The organism is Myxococcota bacterium (assembly GCA_039030075.1).
Classification (GTDB): Bacteria; Myxococcota_A; UBA9160; order UBA9160; family SMWR01; genus JAHEJV01.
The window spans coordinates 92,369-113,748 of sequence record JBCCEW010000003.1; the positions used below are offsets into that span (position 1 = coordinate 92,369).

Annotated in this window: 21 protein-coding genes; 8 read left to right on the plus strand and 13 right to left on the minus strand. The window is 70.4% G+C overall.

The window, feature by feature from the left end:
• The first annotated feature begins 113 nt into the window (after positions 1 to 113).
• The 5 genes from AAF430_03930 to AAF430_03950 all read left to right on the plus strand — a co-directional run bounded on the left by AAF430_03930 (position 114) and on the right by AAF430_03950 (position 5,056).
• Complete coding sequence (locus AAF430_03930; GenBank protein ID MEM7409368.1) at positions 114 to 1,295, plus strand: cytochrome P450; 1,182 nt, start codon at positions 114 to 116, stop codon at positions 1,293 to 1,295.
• 37 nt (positions 1,296 to 1,332) lie between these two features.
• Positions 1,333 to 2,562: an alpha/beta hydrolase gene (locus AAF430_03935; GenBank protein MEM7409369.1), complete on the plus strand. Its 1,230-nt coding sequence runs from the start codon at positions 1,333 to 1,335 to the stop codon at positions 2,560 to 2,562.
• 18 nt (positions 2,563 to 2,580) lie between these two features.
• Positions 2,581 to 3,780, plus strand: coding sequence for a beta-ketoacyl-[acyl-carrier-protein] synthase family protein (locus tag AAF430_03940; protein MEM7409370.1), 1,200 nt, complete (start codon positions 2,581 to 2,583; stop codon positions 3,778 to 3,780).
• Entirely contained in the window at positions 3,777 to 4,508 is a 732-nt protein-coding gene (locus AAF430_03945) for a beta-ketoacyl synthase chain length factor (GenBank protein MEM7409371.1), read from the plus strand. Before AAF430_03940 ends, AAF430_03945 begins: the two co-directional genes overlap by 4 nt.
• Before the next feature lie 89 nt (positions 4,509 to 4,597).
• Entirely contained in the window at positions 4,598 to 5,056 is a 459-nt protein-coding gene (locus AAF430_03950) for a DUF1203 domain-containing protein (GenBank protein MEM7409372.1), read from the plus strand.
• A 4-nt stretch (positions 5,057 to 5,060) separates the two neighbouring features.
• Here AAF430_03950 and AAF430_03955 read toward each other — a convergent pair whose 3' ends face one another.
• From AAF430_03955 to AAF430_03995, 9 genes are all read right to left on the minus strand, one after another.
• Entirely contained in the window at positions 5,061 to 5,771 is a 711-nt protein-coding gene (locus tag AAF430_03955; protein MEM7409373.1) for a hypothetical protein, read from the minus strand.
• Positions 5,764 to 7,332 carry a tryptophan 7-halogenase gene (locus AAF430_03960; GenBank protein MEM7409374.1) on the minus strand — a complete coding sequence of 523 codons (1,569 nt, stop codon included), beginning with the start codon at positions 7,330 to 7,332 and terminating at the stop codon, positions 5,764 to 5,766. The genes AAF430_03955 and AAF430_03960 overlap by 8 nt, the downstream gene beginning before the upstream one ends.
• On the minus strand, positions 7,329 to 8,060 hold the full coding sequence (gene fabG, locus AAF430_03965) for a 3-oxoacyl-ACP reductase FabG (GenBank protein ID MEM7409375.1): 732 nt from the start codon (positions 8,058 to 8,060) through the stop codon (positions 7,329 to 7,331). Before fabG ends, AAF430_03960 begins: the two co-directional genes overlap by 4 nt.
• Positions 8,057 to 8,488 (minus strand): hypothetical protein, encoded by a 432-nt coding sequence (locus AAF430_03970; protein ID MEM7409376.1) that lies wholly within the window; start codon positions 8,486 to 8,488, stop codon positions 8,057 to 8,059. Before AAF430_03970 ends, fabG begins: the two co-directional genes overlap by 4 nt.
• 17 nt (positions 8,489 to 8,505) lie before the next feature.
• Positions 8,506 to 9,459, minus strand: a complete 954-nt coding sequence (locus AAF430_03975; GenBank protein MEM7409377.1) for a hypothetical protein — start codon at positions 9,457 to 9,459, stop codon at positions 8,506 to 8,508.
• Positions 9,456 to 10,199, minus strand: a complete 744-nt coding sequence (locus tag AAF430_03980; GenBank protein ID MEM7409378.1) for a glycosyltransferase family 2 protein — start codon at positions 10,197 to 10,199, stop codon at positions 9,456 to 9,458. The genes AAF430_03975 and AAF430_03980 overlap by 4 nt, the downstream gene beginning before the upstream one ends.
• The gene (locus AAF430_03985; protein MEM7409379.1) at positions 10,196 to 11,953 is read right to left on the minus strand and encodes an AMP-binding protein; all 1,758 of its coding nucleotides are present in this window, start codon (positions 11,951 to 11,953) and stop codon (positions 10,196 to 10,198) included. The genes AAF430_03980 and AAF430_03985 overlap by 4 nt, the downstream gene beginning before the upstream one ends.
• Before the next feature lie 81 nt (positions 11,954 to 12,034).
• Positions 12,035 to 12,313: a phosphopantetheine-binding protein gene (locus AAF430_03990; GenBank protein ID MEM7409380.1), complete on the minus strand. Its 279-nt coding sequence runs from the start codon at positions 12,311 to 12,313 to the stop codon at positions 12,035 to 12,037.
• Positions 12,300 to 13,019: a lysophospholipid acyltransferase family protein gene (locus AAF430_03995; protein ID MEM7409381.1), complete on the minus strand. Its 720-nt coding sequence runs from the start codon at positions 13,017 to 13,019 to the stop codon at positions 12,300 to 12,302. Before AAF430_03995 ends, AAF430_03990 begins: the two co-directional genes overlap by 14 nt.
• A 388-nt stretch (positions 13,020 to 13,407) precedes the next feature.
• On the opposite strand from AAF430_03995, the gene AAF430_04000 reads away from it, so the two are divergent.
• The 3 genes from AAF430_04000 to AAF430_04010 are packed head-to-tail and all read left to right on the plus strand — an operon-like array spanning position 13,408 to position 16,933.
• Positions 13,408 to 14,070, plus strand: coding sequence for an outer membrane lipoprotein carrier protein LolA (locus tag AAF430_04000; protein MEM7409382.1), 663 nt, complete (start codon positions 13,408 to 13,410; stop codon positions 14,068 to 14,070).
• Positions 14,067 to 16,460 carry an MMPL family transporter gene (locus AAF430_04005; protein ID MEM7409383.1) on the plus strand — a complete coding sequence of 798 codons (2,394 nt, stop codon included), beginning with the start codon at positions 14,067 to 14,069 and terminating at the stop codon, positions 16,458 to 16,460. Before AAF430_04000 ends, AAF430_04005 begins: the two co-directional genes overlap by 4 nt.
• On the plus strand, positions 16,457 to 16,933 hold the full coding sequence (locus tag AAF430_04010; protein ID MEM7409384.1) for a DUF3261 domain-containing protein: 477 nt from the start codon (positions 16,457 to 16,459) through the stop codon (positions 16,931 to 16,933). The genes AAF430_04005 and AAF430_04010 overlap by 4 nt, the downstream gene beginning before the upstream one ends.
• Before the next feature lie 21 nt (positions 16,934 to 16,954).
• On the opposite strand, the gene AAF430_04015 is transcribed toward AAF430_04010, so the two are convergent.
• From AAF430_04015 to AAF430_04030, 4 genes are read right to left on the minus strand one after another with little or no spacing between them, the layout of a single operon-like run.
• Positions 16,955 to 18,406 carry a class I adenylate-forming enzyme family protein gene (locus AAF430_04015; protein ID MEM7409385.1) on the minus strand — a complete coding sequence of 484 codons (1,452 nt, stop codon included), beginning with the start codon at positions 18,404 to 18,406 and terminating at the stop codon, positions 16,955 to 16,957.
• Complete coding sequence (locus tag AAF430_04020) at positions 18,403 to 19,695, minus strand: FAD-dependent oxidoreductase (GenBank protein ID MEM7409386.1); 1,293 nt, start codon at positions 19,693 to 19,695, stop codon at positions 18,403 to 18,405. The genes AAF430_04015 and AAF430_04020 overlap by 4 nt, the downstream gene beginning before the upstream one ends.
• Complete coding sequence (locus AAF430_04025) at positions 19,692 to 21,044, minus strand: hypothetical protein (protein ID MEM7409387.1); 1,353 nt, start codon at positions 21,042 to 21,044, stop codon at positions 19,692 to 19,694. The genes AAF430_04020 and AAF430_04025 overlap by 4 nt, the downstream gene beginning before the upstream one ends.
• Positions 21,028 to 21,288 (minus strand): acyl carrier protein, encoded by a 261-nt coding sequence (locus tag AAF430_04030; GenBank protein MEM7409388.1) that lies wholly within the window; start codon positions 21,286 to 21,288, stop codon positions 21,028 to 21,030. The genes AAF430_04025 and AAF430_04030 overlap by 17 nt, the downstream gene beginning before the upstream one ends.
• Positions 21,289 to 21,380: the final 92 nt, after the last annotated feature.

The following is a 21,380-nucleotide window of genomic DNA, read 5'->3' on the forward strand; positions in this document are numbered from 1 at the left end:
ACGCCAACGCGTCGATTGAACCGGCGCTCGTGGGTGGGCACCATAGCCTTTCGCCACACGCGGTCCCGCCGAGGCCGACGGGCCGGAACCGAGACCCGAAACCGAGACGCCCCGTGATCTACGACCCCTACTCGCGCGCCTTCCAGGAAGATCCGTACCCGCTCTACCAGCACTTCCGCGACGAAGAGCCGTGCTCACACAACCCGGACATGGACTTCTATGCACTCTTCCGTTTCGAGGACGTGTGGAAGGCGACGCTCGACTGGGAGACGATGAGCTCGTCGCTGGGTCCGGTCCTCGAGAACCGCGGTCAGATGCCCTCCGACGTGTTCTCGATCATCGGAATGGATCCGCCGCGCCACACGCGATTGCGCAACATCATCAGCCGCGGTTTCACGCCGCGCCGCATCGCGGCCCTCGAGAACGAGATCCGCGGCATCGCGAAGGGCTACCTCGAGGAACTGGCCAGCGAACCCTCCTTCGACTTCGCCCAGGCGTTCGCCGTGAAGTTCCCGATGGACGTGATCAGCGCGCTGGTCGGCATCCCGCCGGAAGATCGCGACGCCTACCGCACGGCCATCGACCAGGGCCTCGCGCGCGATCCCGAGGGCGGTCTCGACGCCACGAAGCACGCGTCGGTGATCAACGCGCGCGAATACATGACGGCGCTGATCGATTCCCGTCGCGAGACCCCGCGTGAAGACCTCGCCACGGTGTTGGGGCGGGCCGAGTTCGAGGACATCGACGGCACCACCCGACGCCTCACCGACGACGAGTGCGCCTCGTTCATGACGCTGCTCGCCGCCGCCGGTGCGGAGACCACGGCGAAGCTGCTGACCCATGCGATGGTCCTGCTCTGGAAGCACCCGGACCAGCGCCAGGCGCTCTTCGAGGCGCCCGACGGCATCCCCCAGGCCATCGAAGAAGTGTTGCGTTACGAAGCGCCTTCCCAGTTCCAGGGACGCGTGGCGCTGCGCGACTCGGAGTGGCACGGGGTCACGATCCCGGCGGGCGCACGCGTGGCGCTCGTGACCGGTGCCGCCGGTCGCGACGAGCGCGAGTACCCGGATCCGGATCGCTTCGACGCGCAACGCCCGACCGGGCGCGAGATCTACTTCGGGCACGGGCACCACGTCTGCATCGGCAAGAGCCTGGCCCGCCTCGAAACCCGGATCGCCCTCGAGGAGATCGCCGTGCGCTTCCCCGAGTACGCCGTCGACGAAGCGGGCATGGTGCGCACCTATCAGGCCCACGTGCGGGGCTACCAGAACCTGCCGATCCACACCCGCGGCTAGCGAGGCGGGGGCGCCGGTTCCCGGGCATACTGCCGGCATGGCCGCCACCGTCTACTTCCTCGGATCCCTGTTCATCCTGGCCGTCGCCGCCTCCACCTGGTTCCAGGTGCGACGCGCCGGGCCGCTGGTGCCGCTCTACTTCTTCAGCGGCTGGGTCGCCGGCGAGCTCGCGCTTCAGGTGGTCGCGATCGGAGGCGTCCTCACCGTCGCCTTCGCCCTCGGCGGTGCCTTCGATGAGCCCCTCGGCGTGCTCGGGCTGGGGCTCGCCTTCGTCGCGTGGGGCGTGCTGATCGCGGGGCACCTGAGGGCCCAGGGTGCGAAGGCCGAGGTCGATCGACTGGCCCAGGAGAGCGGTCTGGCCATCGAAGGCGACGTCACGCCGACCCACGGCTTCCTCCGCCCCTTCGACATGAAGGTCGCCGGCGTGAAGCGCATCAAGAACGTGCCCTACGGCCCGTCGCTGCCGGGCGACCAGGGCGGGCGCAACCTGCTCGACATCGTCCTGCCCGAAGCGCCCGGCGAGAATCGGCCGATCCTGCTGCAGATCCACGGCGGTGCCTGGATGATCGGCGACAAGCGCGAGCAAGGCGCACCGCTGATGGGACGTCTCGCCAGCCGTGGCTGGGTGTGCTTCGCGATCAACTATCGGCTCTCGCCCCAGGCGAAGTTCCCCGACCACATCGTCGACGTGAAGCGGGCGATCCAGTGGATCCGCGAACACGCCCACGAGTACGGCGCCAACCCGGACTTCCTGTGCGTCACCGGCGGTTCGGCGGGCGGCCACCTGACGGCGTTGACCGCCCTCTCCCAGAACGACCCCGCCTTCCAGCCCGGCTTCGAGGACGCCAACACGAGCGTCTCGGCCGCCGTGCCCTTCTATGGCGTGTACGACTTCCGGGATCGCCTGGGCGTCCGCGGCAAGGCGTCGATGGAGAAGATGGTCGCCGAGCGGGTGTTCCAGTGCTCCCCGGAAGATCAGCCCGAGCTGTGGGACTCGCTGACCCCGATGCTGCGAGTGACCGCCGACGCGCCTCCCTTCCTGGTGATCCAGGGAAGCCACGATACGCTCGTCTACGTCGAGGAGGCGCGCGAGTTCGTGCGGGTGCTCCGCGAGAAGAGTCAGGCGCCCGTCCACTACCTCGAGATGGAAGGCGCACAGCACGCCTTCGACATCTTCCACTCGGTGCGCAGCCAGTACGCGGTGCGCGCCGTGGTGTCCTTCCTCGAGAACGAGTACGCACGCTATCGCGAGCAGGCCGCGGCCTAGCCCGCACCCCTACCCCCCATGCCCTCGGACTGTCGGCTTTCGGCCCTTGGCCTCGTGAACGCGCTCGGCGACGACGCCGAGACCGTGTGGAAGCGCCTGCTCGAGGGGCAGGTCACCGACGCACTCACCCAACGCGACGATTTCGTCGTCGACCGCACGCTCTGGGTGGGCGCCGTGACGACGCCGCTGCCGAAGATTCCCGCGTCCCTCGCGGCCTACGACTGTCGCAACAACGCGATGGCGCTGGCGGCCCTGTCCCAGGTGGAAGACGCGGTACGCGACGCGGTGCAGCAGTTCGGCGCGGAGCGCGTCGGCGTCGTCATGGGCACGAGTACTTCCGGCGTCTCCGATGCCGAGATCGCGATCCGCCGGCAGCTCGCCGGCGACGGCCTCGACCCGAGCTTCGACTATGCCCAGCTCGAGTTCGGCGGGCTCGCCAGCTTCGTCGCCGAGATACTGGGGACGCGCGGCCCGGCCTACGCGATGTCGACCGCCTGCTCGTCGGGCGCGCGCGCCCTTGCCTCGGCGCGGTCGCTGCTTCGACTGGGCGTGTGCGACGCGGTGGTCGCCGGCGCCGCAGACACGCTCTGCGGCCTCACCACCAACGGTTTCTCGGCGCTCCAGGCGCTGTCGCCCGAGCCGACGAACCCCTGCAGCGTAAACCGACGGGGCATCACCCTGGGCGAGGGTGCGGCCGTCTTCCTGGTGACGCGCGATGGCCCGGGCCCGGCGCTGCTCGGCGTGGGCGAGTCGAGCGAGGCGCACCACATGTCGGCGCCGGAGCCGACGGGCGCCGGCGCGGAAGCGTCGATGCGCGGGGCGTTGGCCGATGCCGGCCTGCCCTCCGAAGCAATCGGCTACCTCAACCTCCACGGCACCGGCACGCCCCTGAACGACCGCATGGAGTGCCTGGCCGTCGACCGCGTGTTCGGCGGAGCGCTCCCGGTGAGCTCGACGAAGCCCCTGGTCGGACACACCCTGGGTGCCGCGGGCGCGATGGAAGCCGCCTTCTGTTGGTTGGCCGTCCACCAGAGCCGCGACGCGGCGGCCGCGCTGCCGCCGCACCTGTGGGACGGTGCCGCCGACCCGGAGCTCCCGACGCTGCACTTCGTCGCGCCCGGAGAGAGCCGCGACGGCGCGTCGCCGCTGGTCGCGATGACGAACTCCTTCGGCTTCGGCGGCAACAACTGTTCGCTCGTGCTGGGAACCGCCGAATGAGTGCCGAAGCCCTGCGACGCGCGTCGGTCCGGGCGTGGGCGGCCTGGGCGCCGGGCCTGGAAGAGCGCGGCGCCTGGGAGGCCTGGTGCGAGAAGCCCGAGCCGCTCGCCGCCGAAGGCCATCCGAAGGCCGCCTTCCTGCCGGCCATGCTGCGCCGTCGCTGCTCCCCGCTCACGCGGATCATCCTCACCGCCGCCTTCGAGTGCGTCGGCGAGGAAGCGCTTCCGAACGTTCGGACCGTGTTCGCTTCGCGGCACGGCAGTGTCAACGAATCGATCGACATGCTCGGACAGATCGCCCAGGGCTCGCGCTTGTCGCCCATGCGCTTCAGTCACACGGTCCACAACGCCCAGGCCGGCCTCTTCTGCATCGCCGCCCAGAACCGTGAGGCGTCGAGCTCACTGGCAGGACGCGAGGACACCTTCGGCTGCGGCTACCTCGAAGCCCTCGGACACCTGGAGCGCGAACCCGAGCGACCGGTGCTGCTGGTGATGGGCGACGTTCAGCTCGCGCCCGACTTCGCCACCCTCGTCGACGAGCCGCCGCGGTCCTACGCCGTGGCCTTCCTGCTGGCCCGCAGCGCCGACGGCACCGAGCTGCAGTTCGACGTCGCCGGCGGAGACCCCGCGCCCGAGTTCGGCTGGCCCCACGCAGCCGAGTTCCTGCGCTTCCTGCGCTCCACCGACGACGCGTTGTCCGTCGGACGCTTCCACTGGCGGCGGATCTAGCCCGGCGCGTTTCCGCCGCAGCGTCCGGTTTCCGCCAGCTGCGCGCGCCGCAACCGCCACCCTCCTCGCGAACCCACGAGGAGCCACCGATGCGGATTCATGGAATCGACAGCGACCAGGTCCAGGCCTGGCAAGCCGGTGCCCTCGACGCGCACCAGCAGGTGCCGGTGCGACGTCGCGCCGACCAGGCGGGGCTGCCCTGTCGCCACTGCCTGGGTCCGATCGAAGCCGGCGCCGACTTCCTGGTGCTCTCGCACCGTCCCTTTGACACCTGTCAGCCCTATGCCGAACAGGGACCGATCCTGCTGCACGCCGACGCCTGCCCGGCCTACACGTCGGACGCATTGCCGCCCCTGTTCGCGCGCTGGAACCCGCTCTTCCTCCGCGCCTACGGTGCCGACGACTGGATCCGCTACGGCGACGTGCGCATGTGCGAGGGAGGCCAGCTCCTGGCGAGCGCCGCACCGCTGCTCGCGGACCCCGAGGTCGGCCGGCTCCAGGTGCGATCGATCTGGGGCTGCTTCCTGTTCGAGATCGCGCGGAGCTAGCCGTTCACGGCGGCGGCATCCCGAGCTCGGCGCGCATGCGCCGCACGTAGTCGAGCGAGCGGCGCCCGACTTCGGTGGCTTCGGACGGCAGCCACTTCGACAACACGCGATCGATCGGCCCCGTGCCGTAGTAGCGGAAGTGGGACTTGCGGACGCCCCATTCCACCACGGTCGCCGCCATCACCGGCGCCCAGGCGAGAATGCCGCTCGCGAAGCCCCAGCCCTCGGTCGGCGGATCGAAGGCGATCCACGCGACGGCCAGGCCCTGCAAGGCAAAGAACGCCGCGAACACCACGGTGACCTTGCGGCAGTAGGGCCCGATGAAGTCGGGGGCGTAGGGGTGGATGCGTTTCGCCGTCTCTTGCAGGATCGAGCTGCCCCCGCGCAGGGAAAGCAGGAAATAGGCTCCGATCAGAAACTGGATCGCCACCGGGACGAGCCGCAGGTAGAGCGCGTCGTCGGTGAGCAGGGCGAGCGCCGGCAAGGACAGCAGCCCGAGCCGCAGCGCCCAGGGCGCCGGCGTCTCCTTGACAACGCCCCGCCACAGCAGGAGCGATGCGAGCCCGACCCCGAGCAGGACACCCGCGACCGGCCGCACTCCGGACGTCGCGAGCCAGCGCTCGGCAGCCATCGGGTACACCGTGGCCACCAGCAATCCCAATCCGGCCAGGCTCACGAGCCCGGGAGGCGGTCGCAGCTTCGGCGGTTCAGGCAAGTGGACGCGTAGCGAACGACTGGAGCGACCAGGGCTCCTCGGCGGCCGGATCGTCGAGCAACCGCAGGGCGTCGCGGCGCACGATGTTGAACGTCTCCTGCGCCTGCTTCAGCGTCGTGCGTTGGCTGCGCGGAGTTCCGATCTCGGGCAGGAACGGAATGTTCTCGAGCCCGTAGGAGAAGACCCCGCGGTTCTTCTGATAGTAGGCGTCGTCGTCGCGCAGCTTCTCTTCGACGCGACGGAAGAGCGCGGCGAAGTGGTCCATCGCCTGGAGCACGAAGCCCTCGAGCCGCAGCTGACGCTTCAGCCAGGCCGCGTCGAGGTGCAGTCCCTGCAAGTACGGCGACACCCAGAGGTTGTGGTAGGACGCGATGTCGAAGTCCCACTTCAGGCGCATCAGGTCGTAGGAGCCAAAGATCGGATACAGCCCGCGGTAGAGCCGCATGACCGCCTGGTGGCGGAACTCGAGGAAGCGATCGTAGAGCGCGAGCGACTCGGCCCAGCTGCTGGCCTCTTCGCCCCCGAGATCGCGCGCGACGAGATCGGTCAGGAAGTCGTTCTCGAGGGCGACGAAGTCGAGGCCGGGGCTGTAGAAGGGGTCGGTCGCCGTCGCGGCTTCGCCGATCATTCCCCAGCGCTGGGGCGACAGGAACTTCTCGGTGCCGTAGGCGATGCGCGCCATGCTGCCGTGATCGACCGCTTTCGCGTCGGCCAGCAGGGTGCGCAGGGCGGCGTGTTCGTCGAGGAACGCGCGGAAGCCGTCGGCGGTGCGGAGCTTCGCGTCGCGGGTGGGGGTGCCCACCACACCGATGCTGGTGAGCCCACCGCGCAGGCGGATCACCCAGACCCAGTAGCCCGGGTGGAGGAAGTGCACCGTCGAGAGACCGCGCGTGGTGTGGCGCACGCGCGCGCGGAAGGCCTCGTCGCCGAGCTGGTCGATGTCGGTGACGCCCTCGAAGCGCCCCCACACCGACCCGATCTGATGGTCGGGCTCGGGGCGGCGCAAACCCTCCTGGTGGGCCAGCAAACCGCGTCGCCCGGTCGCGTCGACGACCCAGCGCGCGTCGAAGACGGCGTCGGCTCCGGCCGCGGTCACGGTGACGCGGTGGGGCGCGTCCGTGTCGGAAAGCGCGACCCCTTTCACCGTGGCACCGAGCCGCACGTCGATCCCCTCGGCGCGGCACATCTCGAGCAGGTCAGGCTCCATGCGCGCGCGGTCGAGCTGGAAGGCCTGGTGGAAGGGCAGGTTGATCGTGCCGATCTCGCTCATCTCGGTGAGCGGGGTGTCGCGACCCGGGGTATCGAAGAAGAAGCGCAGGCCGTTCTTCGGGAGATGGTGTTCGTAGAGGTAGCCGGACAGCTGCTGGCGACTCAGCAGGTAGTGGCTGGCGATCTCGACGGTCGACTCGCCCACCTTCGGCTCGGGCTTCCCGCCGCGCCGCCCCGCGCCGTTCTCGAAGAGCACGATCCGCGCCTCGGGAATGCGTTTGCGCAGCTGGCGCGCCAGCAGGGTCGCGGCGATGCCGCCGCCCAGGATCGCGACGTCGTGGGGCGCGCTCATCGCAGCCCTCCGTTCACTGAGATGACCTCACCCGTAATGTACGCCGCCCCTTCCGAGAAGAGGAAGGCGACGGTGGCGGCCACCTCCTCGGGCTGGCCGAGGCGTCGCAGGGGGATCAGGCCCGCGTGGGACTTCGCGAGCTCCACGTCGATCATGTCGGTCTCGATCAGGCCGGGCGCCACACAGTTCACGGTGATCTTGCGCTTCGCCAGCTCTAGAGCGAGCGACTTCACCGCGCCGATCAGGCCCGCCTTCGAGGCTGCGTAGTTCGTCTGGCCCCGGTTGCCCGCCTGCCCCGACACCGAGGACAGTGCGACGATGCGGCCGCCCTGACGTAACCGCACCATCGGCATCACCAGCGGCTGGAAGGTGTTGTAGAAGCCGTCGAGGTTCGTGCGCAGCACGCGGTCCCAGTCTTCCCCCTTCATCGCGGGGAAGGCGGCATCGGCGGTGACACCCGCGTTGTGCACGGCGCCCCAGTAGGGACCGTGGGCCTGGAGGTCGGCTTCGATCGCCGCGCGCGTGGCGTCGCGGTCGGAGACGTCGCAGCACAGGAGCGTCGCGCGCACGCCCTTCCCCTCGACCTCTTTCGCCACCGCTTCGGCGGCTTCCCGCTGGCTGCGGTAGTGGAGGGCGAGATCGAAGCCCTGGTCGGCCAGGGCCACGGCGATCGCGCGACCGATCCCCCGGCTCGCACCGGTCACCAACACACGGCGCCCGTCGCTCATGCGGAGGCTCCGAGCAAGCGCGGGTCGTCACTCAACAGGACGTTGAGCTGTCCTTCGGCGAGGATGCGATCCCCGTCGTAGACGGCACAGTCGAAGCGGTGGGTCCGCTGGCGGCCTGCGGTGTGTCGGGCCGAGACCTCGAACGAGGCGTCGGGTGCAAAGTGGTCGCAGTGAAACTGCAGGCGCCGCGAGCCGAGGAACAGACAGGCGCGCAGCGGCGACCCTTCCTCGCGCAGGCGCAGGCTGCCATCGGCCGCCGCGCACTGGGCCATCCACTCGAGGGCGACCCAGCTCGGGATGCGACCCTCAGCCCCGCGGAAGAGGGCTGCGTCGGCCGGCGCCACCGCGCAGCGCGTCTGTTCGGCGTCGTGGGAGACGACCCGAGACAAGAGGCGCATCGGCCCCTGCTGGGGCAGGAGCGCGGACATGGGCGGAAAATCGGCCGTCATGCGGCGTCGGGTTTCTCCGGCGGGTCGAAGAAGTTGAACCACTGGAAGGGATAGCGGAGGCAGATCGCTTCCAGGGTTCGAACGTAGAGGCGCGCCAGCTCTTCGGCACCCTTTTCCCGCTCCCGGCGGGGCAGCTTCCGGCCCGGTCCCAGCGGCGTCACGCTGGCGTAGTAGCGGCCGTTGCCGACGCGGACGCAGGTCGAGACGAAGGCCGGGCAGCCGAGCAGGCAGGCCAACTGGAACGGAGAGCTGGGGACGGGCATCGGCCGGCCCAGGAAGTCGGCCCAGAAGACCGGCTCGCGGGAGCCTGCCGGGACCCGGTCGGCCAGGATCCCGACCAGTTCGCCGCGGTCGAGGCAGGCCTTGATCTCGAAGGCGGTGCGCATCGAGGTGGGATCCAACGACACCACCCGCAAGCGACTGTCGGGATCGACCTCCTCGAAGAACCGATTCAGCCGCTCGGTGTGGGCCGTGTACATGACGATGTTGAGCACGAGGCCGTACTCGCGGGCCAGGCTGCGCGCCATGTCGAAGCTGCCGAGGTGGGCGCCGAGCAGGATCCCGCCGCGTCCCTCTCGCTTGAGCTCGAACAGGTGCTCCGATCCGGCATGGTCGACGCGAAACTGATCGAAGCCGCCTCCCCAGAGGACCAGTCGGTCGAAGACCTGGGACGCGAACTCGTGGTAGTGACGGAAGGGCGTCGCGATCGTCGGCGGCCGAACGAGGCGCTCCCGTCCTTCGGGACGCGACCACACGAAACGCAGGTAGCGCAGCGAAGCTCCGTTCCAGGCGCGTTCGCGCACGTAGAAATACGCCACGATCGGGAACAACAGGAGCTGACAGAAGCGGCGTCCGAAGACCCGGTAGATCCAGGCCAACAGCCGGATCGCCCCCATCGAACCGGATTCGGCCAGCTGGGACCAATCGCGGTTCCTGGGGCGGTCGCTCATGCCCCCTGGATAGCGGTGCGCGCCCTCCAGCGCTCGGGCAGGCGCGCCAGCATGCCTCCGACGAGGCGGAGGTAGACCCGCGCCAGCAGCGGGTAGTCGCGGCGCAGACTGAAATGGGAACGCCCGCCGCGGGGATACACGACCCGGGTCGCCAAGCTCACGACGGGTGTCCCCTCCCAGACCAACCGCACCGCGATCTCGGGTTCGAACTCCATACGATCGCCGGTCGGGGTCGCCTCGATCAGAGGCACCACCGCGTCGAGCGGCATCCCCCGGAAACCACAGAGCGGATCGGGCACCACCCGCGAGAGACACGCGAGCCACACCAGACCGCGTGAGAGCTGTCGCGCCGCCAGGCGCACGAAGGGGACGCTCTCGTCGAAGACCGGCACGCCGAGCACCAGCGCCTCGGGCGACTCTTCGATCGCCGCGACGAAGCGAGCGACATCGGCCGGATCGTGCTGCCCGTCGGCGTCGAGCTGGATCGCGTGGCTGAAGCCGAGCTCGCGCGCGTGTCGGTAGCCCGCCTTCAGCGCGGCACCCTTCCCTCCGTTCTGCGGAAGCCGCAAGACTGACACGAACGCGTGTCGTTTTTCGAGTCCCGCGAGCGTCTCTCGGGTCGCCGCAGCGCTGCCATCGTCGACGATCCAACAGGGGAGCCCGGTGGCCGCGAGCCCTTCGACCACCGCACCCACGGCTTCGCCGTGGTCGAAGATCGGTACCAGGGTGCAGATCTTCACGAGGCGGTCCTCGTGGCACCGCGCCCCGAACAGAAGCGGCGCGACGGCCGCTCGGCATCGACCAGCGAGAAGTCGAAGCGCTGCCCGTCCTCGCGCAACGCCACCTGGAGACGCGCTTCGTCACCGGGCTGCAGCACTTCGTGGAACTTCAGGGCTTCGAGACGATCCACACGGGGCGACTGGCCGAGGAGTTCCTCGAGCGCCTGCATCACGAAGTGCACCTGCACGACCCCCGCCACGACGGGAGCACCCGGGAAGTGTCCGTCGAGGAACGAGAGATCCCAGGGAATGCGGAGCCGCACGTCGAGCGCCGTCGCGGTGCGCTCCACGGAAAGCCGCTCGGGCACCTGCGGCGAGGGCTCGGCCTCGAAGAGCTCCTGGAGCGCGGCCTGGGGCAGCTTCCCCTGGGCGTTGCGCGGCAGTGCGGTGACGAAGCGCCAGGCGCGCGGCAACAGCACACGGTCGAAGTCAGGGGCGAGATGCTCGGTGAGCAGCTTCGTCAGACTGCGACGGCCACCCGCGTGCATGGACTCCCAGGCCGCCGCCGCCGGAACCACCGCGGCCGCGACGCGCGCAACGCCCGCCTCGCGGTCGAGGGCGACGAGTGCGACCTCGTCGACGCTCGGGTGTTCCGCCAACCGGGCTTCCATGTCGGCGAGGGCGAGTCGCTTCTCGCCGACCTTGATCACGCGGTCGGCGCGACCCGCCAGGTGGAAGCCGTCGTCGGTCACGCGAAAGCGGTCGGCCGTCACGAAGCGCTGCTGACCGTCCGCCAGCCGCTCGCCTGCACTCACGAACGGCGACGCGATGGCGAGGCAGTCGCTGTCGGCGTCACGCTCGACGCGCACCGTCGGCATCGGCTGCCAGGGCGCGTCGGGACGGTCTTGCTGGCGTGTCGCCACGCCGCCGGTTTCCGTCGAGCCATACACCTCGAAGGGCCAGACGCCGACGCGTGCGTGACAAGAAGCGGCGACGTCGCCCGGGAGCGGCCCCCCCGACGAGAAGACGGCCGAGACGTCCGCAAAGGCGTCCCCGCGTTCCGCGAGATGGCGCAGCGTGGCGGGCGTACTCGCGATGACGAAAGGCGACCCGGCCGGCACGTGCGCCGCCAGCTCCTCGGGATGCAGCACGGGCGTGCGCAGGAAGGAACGCCCGCTCGCGAGGGGCCAGAGGACGCGAAAGAGCAGCCCGTAGACGTGCTGCGGCGAGACCGTCGCCAGCACCGACGCGTCGGCAGGCACCTCGGCCGCGAAACGGGCTTCGAGGACGTCGACCTCGTCGGCCAGGTGACGCAGCGCCTTCGGCACCACGCGTCCGACCCCGGTGGTGCCCGAGGTGAAGAGTTCGGCGACGGGGGCGTCGCGGGCGATCGGCTCGAAGGCGATCGACTCGACAGGGCCCGCCCCGTGGAGCGGCGAGAAGCAGGGCGTGCCTGTCGGGAGCTCGGGCGCGTCCGGGCCGTCGATCAGTGCCACCGCGACGTCGGCAGCGATCCGACGCAGCGCACCCGCCTGTCGCGTCGGCGGGAGCACCGGCGTCGCGTGTACGGCGAGCGCCCCCAGCCAGCCGACGAGAAAGGCGTAGCTGTCCTCGCAGTGCAGCAGCACCCGCCCCTCGCGCGCGGAAGCAAGCGCCGGGACCAACCGAGACACGTCGGCGTGGAGATCCTCCCCGCTGCGACGCCCCTCCGCGCCGAACGCGACGACGCGGTCGGAACCGGCCGCGCGCTCGAACCAGCGAGCGATCGCGCTCACGCGCTCGACCTCGCGCACGACCCGTTCGTCGGGGGCGGAGGCATCGGAGCGTTTTCCGCAGCCCGCGCCGCGGCGCGCATCTCAGGCGCCCTCTGCGTTTCCGAGCTGTCCCGCGACGAAGGTCGCCAGGCTTCGCACCGAAGCGAAGATCTCCTGGTTGCGGTCGGGGTCGTCCTCGATGTGGACGCTGTACTTCTCCTCGAGCGCCATCGCGAGCTCGAGGGCATCGATCGAATCGAGCCCGAGCCCTTCCACGAAGAGCGGAGCTTCGGTCTCGATCTCTTCGGGCTGGATGTCCTCGAGCGCCAGGGAGTCGACGATCAGCCCTTTGATCTCTGCTTCCAGCTCAGCCGCTGCCACGTTCCCACCTCTTCTCGAAATCGTCCTGCAATGCGGCCGTGAGTCGCGCCGCCGCCGCGCTGCGGCCCTCGCCGCCCGCTAGATAATCGGCGGGATCGATCGGATCGCCAAACGCAACGCTCCAGAGGGGGGCCACCTCGGGGTAGTCGAAGACGCCTTGCCCCTTCATGAACGCCCGGGGCGTCACCCGGATCAGGGCGGGGACGATCTCGCAGCCGGCCGCCAGGGCGATGAAGGCCGCGCCCTTCTGGAACTCGCGCAGCCCCTCTTCCGGAGTGCGTGAGCCCTCGGGATACACGACGAGGGTGCGGCCAGCGCGCAGACGCCGGACCGCGTCGCGAATGACGAGTGGGCCGCTCTCGGCCTTCAAGTAGCCCGACCGGCGGATCGTCTCACGCAGGACGGGGTTGGTCAGCCACTCCTCACTCACGACGAAGTCGGCCTGAGGCAGGCAACAGGTGAGGACGGGCGTGTCGACGAGAGACGGGTGGTTGGCGACGATCAGCAGCGGCCGCCGCGTCAACCGCTCCAACCCTTCGTATCGGGCCTGGAACACGCCCAATGCCGTCACCAACCTCGCCCAGCGGCGGGTCGCGCGGTGGACCCAACGCTGCGACCGCACCTCGCGCTCCGGCTGACTCTCGCCACGCAAGCGACCGAACGCGTGCTGGATCGGGAGCACGCACCAACCGAGGCCGATCGACAAGAGGAAATAGCTCGCGAATCCGATCGCCGCTCGGACGCGCCAAAGCCCCCGATCGAGCCCAGAACGTGCGGGATGAGCGCGCTCGCCAGGAGTCCAAACCGGTTCGTTTGCGTCGTCTTCCATCTGCGGCACGGGTCGCTCGGGCAACGTCGCTTGCGCGTTTTCCTCAATCAAGGTCGGCACTTGCGAGATCGAGTATAGGGTGCGGCGGTTTCCTCTGGCAATCGACGGAAAGACCCCGGTCGGGAACGCGTTAGTATCCGCGGCGTCCGGCTTCGCGTGCGGATCACGCCCCGGCCCGTGAGGTGATATGCCCCAGCGATCGCCGGTGTCTCTGCGGCGCCCCGCTCCTGCGTGCGGTGACTCTGCGTCCGGCGACCGGCCGGGCGTGCGCAGCGTCCGGTGCCGGCGCGCAGGCTGGACGGCTCTCGCCGGTCTGGTGGCCCTGCACGTCGCCTCGGCGGGTGCCGAGGGCGTGGAGGCCACCCTCGAGCGGGTGATGCAAGGGATGGCCGGCACCTCGGGCGTGGTGGCCGAGTTTCGCGAGAGCAAGGAACTCGCGCTGCTGTCCGCGCCGCTGGACTCGCGCGGCGTCCTCTATTTCGTGCCGCCCGATCGCCTGGCCCGGCTGACCGAGGCCCCGAGCCCGTCGCGCCTCGTCGTCGACGGAGACCGCTTCTTCCTGGAAGACGCGACCGGGGGAGAGGCTCTCGACCTCTCGTCGAATCCGGTGGCGGCTCAAGTCGTCTCGAACTTCATCGTGCTGTTCAACGGCGACCTCGAAGCGCTGCGCGAGCGCTACGAACCCCGCTTCGAGACCACCGACGCCGGCTGGACCCTCGCGCTGGTGCCGCGCGGCCGACCCCTCTCGGACGTGGTCGCGTCGGTGACCCTCCACGGCCAGGGCCGCGCTCTGGCGAAGATGGAGCTCGTCGAAACCGGCGGCGACAAGACCACCACCTGGTTCGACAACGTGCGCACCGACGTGGAGCTCGAGCCCGCGACCCTCGAGCGCGTCTTCGCGCGCGGAGATCGCCCCGACGCGCGATGACCGATCGCGCGATCCGCTGGTCGTTCGGCGCCGTCGTGGCCCTGCTCGCGGCCTACGCCGTCACCCATCTCGAACTCTCGACCGACGTCACCCACTTCCTGCCGTCGGAGAGTGAGGCCGAAATCGCGGTCCTGGCATCGCGGCTGTCGGACAGCGAACTGACGCGCACGATGATCCTGACGCTGCGCGGGCCCGAGATCGACGACGCCGTCGCGGCCGCACGCGGGCTCGCCGAGCGACTCGAGGGACACCCGGAGATCGCCCGCCTCCAGGGCGAACTCGAACCCGAGCGGATGGAGGAGGTCTACCAGCTATACTTCCCGCGCCGCCTGCTGTTCTTGTCGTCTCAGCCCGAGACCGACGTCCCGGCACTCTTCGAGGACGCGGCGCTGCGCGAACGCGCGCGACAGCTGAAGGCCACGCTCGCATTGCCGAGCTCCACGCTGCAAACGCGCTTGATCCCCGCGGATCCGATCGGCGGCTTCGAGCGGGTGCTCCAGCGGCTGGGCGCTCAGCGCCCGCCCCTCGAGAGCCACGACGGCCACTTTGTGACGCGCGAGCGCGACCACGCGGTGCTCTTCCTCACCACCCACCACTCGGCCTTCGACTCGGCGCCCCAGGCCCGCTTGCTCGCCGCCATCGACGCGGCCTTCGCGGCGGTCGCGGCCGACGCCCAAGGGCCGATCGTGCTCGAAGCGAGTGGCGCAAACCGCTTCGCCGTCGCCGCCGAGCGCAGCATCCGCCGCGACGTCAACTGGATCGCTGCCGCATCCTTCCTCGGAGTGGCGCTCGTCTTCTTCGCGTTCCTGCGCTCGGGGCACTTCTTCCTGCTTGCCGTGTTCCCGGCGGTGACGGGCATCCTCGTCGCCGCCGTCGCACTGCGCGCGACCACGGGACGGCTCGACGGCGTGACCATGGCCTTCGGCGCGTCGCTGATCGGGGTCGCGATCGACTACTCGATCCACGTGCTCGATCACTACCGGCTCCATCCCGACGAGACAGGGCGCGCGATCGTGCGGCGGCTCTGGCCTTCGCTCGCGGTGGGCGCACTCACGACGATGGCGAGCTTCGCAGGGCTCTCCCTCACCAGCTTCCCGGGCTTCCGCGAGATCGGCATCTTCGCGACGCTCGGCGTCGGGTCAGCGCTCCTCGTCACGCTCTTCGTGTTGCCCGCGTTCTTGTCGAACGACGGCAGCCCGCGCCCGGTCCCGGCGCTGGCGTCCCGCGTGGCCTCCGGGTTGGGGAACGCGCTGACCCGCTGGCGCTCCCGGCGCGGCCAGCTGCTGTGGATCCCGCTCGTGTGCGTCGGTGCGGCCGCCACCTTGCTTCCCCAGCTGCGCTTCGAGGACGACCTGTCGCGTCTGATGTCCCTCGACCCGGAGCTGCGGGCAGAAGAGGAGCGGGTCCGCGCCCGCGTCGCGCGCGAAGAATCCGGCCGCGTGATCTTCGCGCTGGGAGACGACTTCGAAGCCGCCATCGCCGCCAACGACGCCGTCGCGCTGCGGCTCGATGCCGCGCGTGCCGCGGGGCGGGTGGGCGACTTCCGCTCGCTGCACTCGCTCCTGTGGTCGGCGTCGCTGCAAGAGCGCAACGCCGCCGCGGTGGCCGCGATTCCCGACGCGGCGGAGCGCGTCGAAGCCGCGTTCGCGGCGGAAGGCTTTCGCCCCGAGGGCCTCGCACCCTTCCGAGCCGCGTTGGCCGAGCCGCCCCCGGAACCGCTCTCGCCCGAGGCGCTGCGCGCGTCGCCCCTCGGCGCTCTGGTGACCCCGCTGCTCCTCGATCTCGGCGACCGCGCGGCCGCCGTCACCTATCTGCGCGGCGCGACCGACGTCGCCGCCCTCGAGGCCGAGCTCGATGGCCTGGCGCGCGTCCACGTCTTCGACCAGCGCAGCTTCATGAACGCGATCTTCCGCGAGTTCCGCACGACGACGCTCCAACAGATCGGCGTGGGCTGCCTGCTCGTCCTGCTGGTGCTGGGGCTCCGCTACCGACGCGTGCGGCCCGTGCTGGCGGCGTTCGTGCCGTCGGTGCTCGTCGCCGCGACCGTGCTCGCCGGCTTCGCCGCGCTCGGCGTCGAGGTGAACCTGCTCCACGTCACGAGCCTGATCCTGGTGATGGGGATGGGCGTCGACTACGGCGTCTTCATCGTCGACAGCGCCGGTCGCCGTGGCCACCTCGACGCCACCCTGCTCTCGCTGCTGCTCTCCTGCCTGACGACGGTCTTCGTCTTCGGCACGCTCGCCATCTCCGAACACGGCGCGCTGCGCGCGATCGGCGCGACGACGGGCGTGGGCGTGCTCTTGTCCTTCGTCCTCGCCCCGGTGACCCTCATCTTGTTGCGCCCGGAGCCACCGCGCTCGGGCTCCACGTCGGAGGAACCCGCGGCATGAAGTCGCGTCTCGTGCGCATCCTCGCCACGGTTGCCGCGCCGCTGCTGCTCGGGGGCTGTCAGACGCTGCGCGCCGCCTGGGGGCTGCCCCAGGTGCCGGCGTGCTCGGGTGTCGCGCTTCCCGCGGCAGCGCTCCCCGGTGGCGACTTTCGGGTGCGCGAGCAGGTGCGCATGACCGCGGAAGACGTCGAGGTGCGACTCACGCTGGTCGTCGAACGACGCGGCGGACGCATGGTCGGGATCGGTTTGAACGAGTTCGGTGCCACCCTCTTCACCCTCGTCCAGGAAGGCGGGCGCGTGAAGGTCGAATCGGATCTCGGCGGCGCACTCCAACTCGACCCGGAGACCCTGTGGGTCGACTGGCAGACCGCACGGCTATCGCGTCCCGAAGCCGGAGAACGCATCGAGATCCGACGCCCGGGGTGCTCGCACCAGAGCGTGTTCGTCCAGATCGAGCGCGTCGCGAACGGCTAGCCGTCCGATCGACGCTGCGGGCTAGCGCTGGAGCTTGCCGGTCGCAGTGCGCGCGAGGGCGTCAACGACGCGGAACTCGCGCGGCACCTTGTAGCTCGGCAGCGACCGGCGGCAGTGGCGCGTGAGGTCGGCTCGGTCGGGTGCGTCGCCGGCCGGGTCGGCGACGATCTCGGCCACCGGGATCTCACCGAGCTGCGGGTGGGTGCGCGCGAACACGCGGCACTCCTGCACGGCCGGGTGCGCGAGCAGCACGCTCTCCACCTCTTCGCTGAAGAACTTCATGCCGGCCATGTTGATGCGGTTGTGACGACGTCCGGCGAGGTGCAGCGTGCCGTCCGCATCGAACCAGCCCTGGTCGCCGGTCCGGAAGCCGTCTTCGCCCAGCAACGACGCGGAAGGCGTCCAGGGGTCGAGGTAGGCATCGAAGAGGCCGGGGCCGCGGATGCACACCTCGCCCGTCCGGTCCGGCGCTCCGGGCGCCTGAATGCGCTTCCCCTCGTCGTCGCGCAGCCACACGTCGTAGGCAGGCAGCGGCTTCCCCAGCGCAGTGGGCTTCGTGGCGGCCTCGTCGCGGTTCAAGACCGGCAGCCCCACTTCGATGATCCCGAGCGCCTGTGACAGGGGAAACCCGAAGCGCGCCTGGAAGCGCTCGGCGACCTCGGCCCGCAACCCCTCGGCGGTGGACACGGCGAGACGCAGCGGCAAGCGCGCGTCCGACGCGTCCTTCGAGAGCAGGTGGTAATGATAGGGAGAGGCGTAGGAGACGGTGGCGCGTTCGCGTCCGGCGAAGGCGAGCACGGGTTTCGCGAGCGCACTCTGGGGCAGGAGCACCGTCGCGCCCGACCGGAGGTACAGGAGGATCGACACCACGAAGTGGTGCGCCATCGGGAGCAGCCAGAGCACACGATCTTGCGGGCCGATCTCGAGGCCCGCGTTCGCGGCGTCGAGTCGCTCGAGGATCCGGGCGTGGGAGAGGATCACGCCCTTTCGCGTGCTCGTGGTGCCCGAGGTGAAGCGCAGGTAGGCCGGATCGAGCGCGCGAAAGGCAGCTTCGTCGATGCTGGGTTCGGCTTCCGACGAGCCGGGTTCGACTGCGGACGAACTGGACTCGACTTCCGGCAGCCGCTCGAGGCGAAACGCCTCGGACTCGCGGCACCAGGCGTGCAGCTTCGCCTGGGTTGCGAAGCGGGTGCGGGCCTCGTCGCCGGCGTCGTCGGGGACCGGCACCAGGCACCCGCCAGCCTCGAGGATCGCGAGGGCCGTCTCGATGAAGGCCGGCCCGGGCCGCGCCACCAGGCCGCAGCGCTCCCCCCGCGACAAGCCCTCGTCGCGCAGCGCGGCGGCGCGAGCGTCCACGCGCTCGAGGAGCGCGGCGTAGCCGATGGTTTCAGACGAGCCTCCGCGGTCGACGCAAAGCGCCGGGTGCTCCGGACGCGCCTCGGCGTGGCGCCGCAGGGTGTCGACGACGTTCATGAAAAAGGATCGACCTCGCCCAAGACCTCAATTTGGTCTCGGACGCGGTCGGACGCAATCTTCGCGAGCGATGTCCCCGAGTCGGCGGCCAGTGCCGCCGCCACGCCGATCGCCTGCCCGGTCGCCAGCGCCGTGCCGATCACACGCAGGGCGCCCAGGGCCTCGTGGCTCGCCGAGAGGCAGCGTCCCGCCATCCCGAGCTGGGGATGGGTCCGGCTCACGAGAGCGCCGAGCGGGATCGACGCCGGGCCGGTCGGGTACTCGTAGGAAGGACGACGATGGTCGCTCCAGAGCTCGATCGGCCAGGTCGACAGCGCGACTTCGTCGGGGTGCGCACGGGCCTCGAGGATGTCCTCGCGCTCGATCACCTCGAGCCCGACCACACGTCGGGTCTCGCGGATCCCTACGCGCGCGGGCCAGTCGGCGACCGTCGCGTGTGCGAACCCCTTGCGCTCGCGACGCAGGAACGCGACCACCGCTTCGGCCTGGGACTGCGCCGCCCGGTGCAACACGGCGAGATACTCGGCGTCGAGCGGCGCGTAGGGACGGTCAGCCAGCTGGGGCAGGGTGAGGGTCGCGTAGAGAGAGCCCGGGCGGCCGTCGCCGCGCACGACCAACGATTCGCACGCCTCGGGGATCTCGCCGGTGCGCGCCGCTCGTCCGATCGCGGTCGTGATGCGCAGCCGCTCGAAGCCATCGAATCCCGCCGCATCCACGCCGCGCATCCGGAAGATGAACGAGGGCCGCTGCAGCGCGTCGATCGGCTCCATCACCGTGTCGGCAGACGCGAGCGCTGCGGCTCCCGCTTCGCCGGTCGTGTCGACGACGATCCGCGCCCGCCAGGTCGTCGGGCCCTCCGGGCCCTCGAGTTCGAGTTCGGCCTCGTCCGACGAAGACGTGGGCCAGGTCAGCCCGCGCAGCGTCGTGCCGAGCGCGAGTTCGAGGGGCGCGGCCGCTTCGCAGGCGCGTCGCGCGAGCGCGGCGAAGGCTGGCGGCTGGATCGGCAGGTAGTGCACGCGCCCGGCGGGCTCGGGTGCGGTGGCCCCGCGCGCGCGGACCAGCGCCTCGGCGAACTGGGACGGGAAGCCGGGGTGGGCGGGCTGGGGATGGTCGAGGTTGGGCAGGTAGAGACCGCAGATCGTGTGCACCAACGCCTGACTGGCATTGCCGCCGAGGGCCGCGTCGCGCTCGACGAGCAGGGTGCGCGCACCGCTGGTCGCGGCGGCGAGAGCGGCCGCGATCCCGGCCGGTCCACCGCCGATCACCGCGACGTCGCTCTGCGAACTCAACCGAGGAGGTCCTGTTCGAGCTGGCCGCGGAAGATGCCGAGATCGTCGTCCGTCCAGGCGTCGCGCTGGTAGACGTGGGTGGCGCCCAGCTGACCGCCGCGCAACGCGAACACGAGGCCGCTCCCGGGCGACGCCGGCACCGAGGGAACGCCGTAGCCGTCGTGCACCGGCGCGCCGAAGAAACGATCGAGTCCGGGGCAGAACTCCCCGGTATAGGCGAAGAAGAACGAGCAGAGCTCTCCGCGTAGCGCGCGGCGCGCCATGCTGCCGTAGATGCGGCTCGGCGCGAAGCGCGCGAAGTCCATCGCGGCGACCCCGTTCTCGATCTGGTGGGTGCGGATCGCACGGCGCCGCTGTTCCTTGAGTGCCTGCAGGAGGGCCTCGAGGTCACCTGCGAGCTTCGACTCGACCTGGAACCAGAGCAGCGAGACCCGGGTGCGAAAGATGCCTCCCTCGCCGCCCTTCGGACGCAGGTTGACCGGCAGCGGCACCACGTAACTCTCGCTCGGCGTACCGCGCTTCTCGAGCACCGCGTGGTGCGCGCGGATGGCCGCGGCGAGATAGAAGATCATCGGCGTCAAGAAGCCCGCGAGCTGACTCGCGCGTCCAGTGATGCTCTCGCTCTGGGACGCGTCGTAGCGGCTGCGCGCTACCACGAGATCCTGCCGGGCGCCGCACTCGGGGCCTGCGATCGAACGCACGCGGAGCTTCCCGAGGTTGGACATCCAGTTCTGCCAGGACATCGCCATCGCACCGCGCTCGCGCTGCGTCGCCGGCAGGGCGACGTCCGGGGGCGCGTCGGGTGCGTCCGCCGCGGGCACCGCCGCAGCACTGGTTCCGCCGTACACGGCCTCCAGGAACTCGACGAAGCGCTCGCTGCCCCAGCCGTCGAGGAGCATGTGGAGCCAGGTGATCACCAGATCCGTGGCGCCGTCGTCGTAGCGCAGCGCGTCCACGTGAAAGAGGCCCCCGACCTTTTCCGAGTGGAGACTGTTGAGCCGCTTCGTCACCTGCGCGGGAACCGAGACGGCGTCGGGAGCGGGCGCGGGGCCGCTCATCCGGTGCACGCTGAACTCGGGTCCGGGCGCGCGCGCAGCGAGATCGAGGCGGTACTCGGCGGCACCCGTCCCCAGGAGACCCGGGCGGCGGATCGGCGCCGTCACGATCGGGTTCGCGCGCACCACGTCGGCCAGCACCCGCTCGAAGCCGGCGTCGTCGAAGCCGGACCCCAGCCGCAACACGATCTGGGACAGGTGGCTCGCCCGATTGCGTCGCCGGGTCTCGGCGTTGAAAGCGAGTAGAAAGGCATCGGCCCCGGTCAGGGGCAGCCGCTCAACCGCCGGAGGCATGCGCGTGAATGCAGGCGGCCAGCGTCTCTGCGGTCTCGAGGTTCTCGGGCGTCAGCAGGCTCTCGTCGGTCCACACGCCGGTGGCCTCTTCGATCGCCAGCATCAGCTGGGTCACGGCCAGCGAGTCGAGCCCCGATTCGACCAGGTTCGACGTGGGCGTGAAGCCTTCGCTCGACTGGAGGAGCTCGTCCCGCAAGATGCGATGGATCAACTCGGTCAGCGTTTCCGGGGTCCAGCCTTCCATGGGGGGGCCATGTTTTCGCAGCTCGCTGTGCCCAGCAAGCGCTGGCGCGCGCGGTGCGTGCGGCCCCATGCCGCCGACTGGACCGAGAGAGG

Coding starts and splice junctions, on each gene's coding strand:
- AAF430_03935 (MEM7409369.1), top strand. CDS start 1,333: ATGGCCGCCACCGTCTACTTCCTCGGATCCCTGTTCATCCTGGCCGTC.
- AAF430_03940 (MEM7409370.1), top strand. CDS start 2,581: ATGCCCTCGGACTGTCGGCTTTCGGCCCTTGGCCTCGTGAACGCGCTC.
- AAF430_03945 (MEM7409371.1), top strand. CDS start 3,777: ATGAGTGCCGAAGCCCTGCGACGCGCGTCGGTCCGGGCGTGGGCGGCC.
- AAF430_03950 (MEM7409372.1), top strand. CDS start 4,598: ATGCGGATTCATGGAATCGACAGCGACCAGGTCCAGGCCTGGCAAGCC.
- AAF430_03960 (MEM7409374.1), bottom strand. CDS start 7,332: ATGAGCGCGCCCCACGACGTCGCGATCCTGGGCGGCGGCATCGCCGCG.
- fabG (MEM7409375.1), bottom strand. CDS start 8,060: ATGAGCGACGGGCGCCGTGTGTTGGTGACCGGTGCGAGCCGGGGGATC.
- AAF430_03970 (MEM7409376.1), bottom strand. CDS start 8,488: ATGTCCGCGCTCCTGCCCCAGCAGGGGCCGATGCGCCTCTTGTCTCGG.
- AAF430_03975 (MEM7409377.1), bottom strand. CDS start 9,459: ATGAGCGACCGCCCCAGGAACCGCGATTGGTCCCAGCTGGCCGAATCC.
- AAF430_04005 (MEM7409383.1), top strand. CDS start 14,067: ATGACCGATCGCGCGATCCGCTGGTCGTTCGGCGCCGTCGTGGCCCTG.
- AAF430_04010 (MEM7409384.1), top strand. CDS start 16,457: ATGAAGTCGCGTCTCGTGCGCATCCTCGCCACGGTTGCCGCGCCGCTG.
- AAF430_04015 (MEM7409385.1), bottom strand. CDS start 18,406: ATGAACGTCGTCGACACCCTGCGGCGCCACGCCGAGGCGCGTCCGGAG.
- AAF430_04025 (MEM7409387.1), bottom strand. CDS start 21,044: ATGCCTCCGGCGGTTGAGCGGCTGCCCCTGACCGGGGCCGATGCCTTT.
- AAF430_04030 (MEM7409388.1), bottom strand. CDS start 21,288: ATGGAAGGCTGGACCCCGGAAACGCTGACCGAGTTGATCCATCGCATC.